Below are 2,914 nucleotides of genomic sequence, written 5' to 3'. Positions count from 1 at the left end.
GAAGGCCATTTCATGCTGCCCGCCGGCGGCAAATATCAACGCTCGCCGCTGCCCTTCGAACTGATGGTGCCGCATCGCGACCAGTGCACCAACCTCATGGTGCCCTTCTGCGTCGCGGCGACCCACCAGGCCTTTTCCACCATCCGCATGGAGCCGACCTCGATGGCGCTGGGCGAAGCGGCCGGCACCGCCGCCGCCCTAGCCGTGATCGACCGCGACCGGGTCGATATCCAGGATGTCGACACCTATCGGCTGCAACAGATGATCGTCGCCAATGGCGGCGTGATCCAGGGCGTGACCAACTGGGAATTGCTGCAGAGGAAGCTGAAGCACCGCCTCGACCGCCTGCGCGGCTGACGCCCTTCCGGCACAGGCCGCCCGTCAGCGCAACGATGATCCGAACGCGCCACGCACGACGCGGGCCACAATCACAGCGCCAAAATCACAGGGCCATATCCATGCCCAGAATCCGCGCCAGCATGAAGGTGAGGGACAGGAGGCCCATCAGCGCCAGCAGCAGGGCCAGGCTGATCTTGCCGACCGCGCTCAGCACCGCCCCCTTCTGCGCCTTCCTGTCCTGTTCATAATGCCATCGGACGGCAAAGAACATGCCGCCCCCCAGCACGACGATCTTGAACAGGATGAAAACAACAGGAAACCAGTCCATGATCTTGAACACATCCCGGCCAACAAGAAACCATGTTCATCAGGATTGCCGCGACGGCAATCGAACGCCCCCTCCTATGTCGGGAACGGGGGGATCACCATGGGACATTATGCCTGAACCACACCGAGATCGCCGGAGGCTCTAACTCCTGAGAGCCTGCTCCGAAATCAAGTTGATTCGTATCAGTGGGTTATATTGACGGTGCATCCTGTCGTTGATTCAGCGGCTTTGCGACAAACCAAATGAAATCAACGATGTGGGCCGATACCACTGAAACGCAGTATGTGCGTGCAGACTTGGCTGCCAAGCGATTTGATCGATGCCGAAGGGGGCTGCTCGAGCCATTCTTTCCGCCGCCCTCGCATGTGGGGCGGCTGCACAAGTGGTCGTTCAGGCGGATTGTCGAGGCAATCCTGCATCTGTTGCGTGGCGGCAGCTCGTGGCGGATGCTTCCGCCGTGTTTGCCGCCGGTCTCGACGGCGCGGCGTTGGTTCTATCTTTGGTGGGACAACAGAATATGGTTGTCGTCGAGCCATACCCTGCTGCTGATCGGACGCGAAACTGCAGGCCGCCAGGGCTCACCCAGCGCTGGCCTGATCGACAGCCAGAGCGTCAAAGCCACGGAAAGCGGCGGGTCACGGGGTTATGACGCGGACAAGAAGACCAAGGGGCGCAAGCGCCATATCTTGACGGATACCGACGGCAATCTCGTCCATGCCGTATTCCACGCCGCCGACATCCAAAGCCGTGACGACGCTCCGCTGGTGCTGGCCGAGATGATCAAGGCGTGTCCCGTGGCTGCGCTATGTCTTCGCCGATGGTGGCTATGCCGGTGACAAACTCAGGGACGCGCTGGGCCGGATCGGCAAATGGACCACCGAGATCGTCAAACGGTCGAGTGCCGCAAAGGGTTTGCCATTCTCCCGCGACGCTGAGTCGTCGAGGGAACCCTCGCCCGGCTGCACCGCAATCATCGCCTCGCCGAGGAATTTGAACAGGCCATCACATCGGCTACCGCATGGCATTTTGCATCGCCAACCGTGGACGATAGCGATCGCTTATCGATCTTTTTTTGGTAAGGCAAAAAGCGGCGCTATTGCTTCCACAAATGGGCAGTCCGCAATCCACGGTGGGTTCAACGGGTGGCGGCAACACATGCTTGGAAACGCTCTGCGGGCGTTTGATATTCGAGCGTTTTCCTTGGCCGTTCGTTGAGTTGCCGTGCAACGGCACTCAGCTTGGCCTGGCTGTATAGCGACAGATCGGTTCCTCTGGGGAAATACTGTCGCAGCAGGCGATTGGTGTTTTCGTTGGAGCCGCGCTGCCAGGGCGATTGCGGGTCGCAGCAATAGACTTCGACATCGGTAGTCAGTGAGAGACGCGGATGATCGGCCAGTTCCTTGCCGCGATCCCAGGTGAGCGACTTGTAGAGTTCGCGCGGCAGGCGCTGCGTCTGCCTGATCAGCGCCGACACGACGCTCCTGGTGTCCTTGTTGGTGACCTTGACCAGTATCGCGTAGCGCGAATGCCGTTCGACCAGCGTCGCGATGTGGCTGTTCTTCGTGCCTCCGATCAGATCGCCTTCCCAGTGGCCGGGAATGGCGCGGTCCTCGACCGAGGCGGGGCGTTCGCTGATCGACACGGCACCCTTGATCTGGCCGAGGCCATTGCGCTTGAGGCTGGCGTGCCGCGACCGGCGGATGGTGCGCCGGGCGCGCAGATGCTCCAGCAGTTCCTTCTTCAGAACTCCCCGCGCCTGTATGTACAGGCTTCTGTAGATGGTCTCGTACGACACCTGCCTGTGCGGCTCCTGCGGAAAGCTGTGCCTGAGCCACCTCGCAATACCATTTGCGGCGCAGCTTGACCGATACCGCCTGTGCCAGTGACGGCGAGCAAGCCAGTTTGCAGGGCTTGGGCCGCAAGGCACGGTCCCATGCCGCCTGATCGGACGCCGTCGCCCGATACCGTGCAACACCGCCATTACGCCTGACTTCGCGACTGATCGTCGAGGGCGAGCGACCCAGTCGCCGTGCTATCGCACGCAAGGGTTCTCTGACGCTCAGGCCCCGCGATATCTCCTCCCGCTCGGCAAGGCTCAGCGCACGACTGCAACGCTTGCGAGCGGCGGGCCGGATGCCGCCGGTCGGCGAAATCACCGAAAATACCGACGAAGACTCTCGATCAAACCTTCGCCCGATCGAACTCATCGATTCCCCGCGCTGCCAGCAATCCCATATCCCCGCTCGC

General features: G+C 61.5%; 2 protein-coding genes and 2 pseudogenes. 2 read left to right on the top strand and 2 right to left on the bottom strand.

The window, feature by feature from the left end; translation table 11 throughout:
* The coding region (locus A0U87_RS26015; protein ID WP_137406133.1) for an FAD-dependent oxidoreductase at positions 1–357 on the top strand (357 nt) is incomplete at its 5' end.
* A gap of 85 nt (positions 358–442) precedes the next feature.
* Here the strand turns inward: A0U87_RS26015 and A0U87_RS26010 are convergent.
* Positions 443–667, bottom strand: a complete 225-nt coding sequence (locus A0U87_RS26010) for a hypothetical protein (RefSeq protein WP_170978476.1) — start codon at positions 665–667, stop codon at positions 443–445.
* 254 nt (positions 668–921) lie between these two features.
* Between A0U87_RS26010 and A0U87_RS26005 the strand changes: the two are divergent.
* A pseudogene (locus tag A0U87_RS26005) lies at positions 922–1,746 on the top strand (IS5 family transposase).
* 56 nt (positions 1,747–1,802) lie between these two features.
* On the opposite strand, the pseudogene A0U87_RS26000 reads toward A0U87_RS26005, so the two are convergent.
* Positions 1,803–2,914: pseudogene (locus A0U87_RS26000) on the bottom strand (IS30 family transposase); the annotation flags it as partial.

Source organism: Sphingobium sp. MP9-4 (assembly GCF_005281675.1).
GTDB lineage: Bacteria > Pseudomonadota > Alphaproteobacteria > Sphingomonadales > Sphingomonadaceae > Sphingobium > Sphingobium yanoikuyae.
Note: the sequence above shows the minus strand (reverse complement) of the source record. Positions and strands in the feature narration are given on the sequence as shown.

Coding starts and splice junctions, on each gene's coding strand:
- A0U87_RS26010 (WP_170978476.1), bottom strand. CDS start 667: ATGGACTGGTTTCCTGTTGTTTTCATCCTGTTCAAGATCGTCGTGCTG.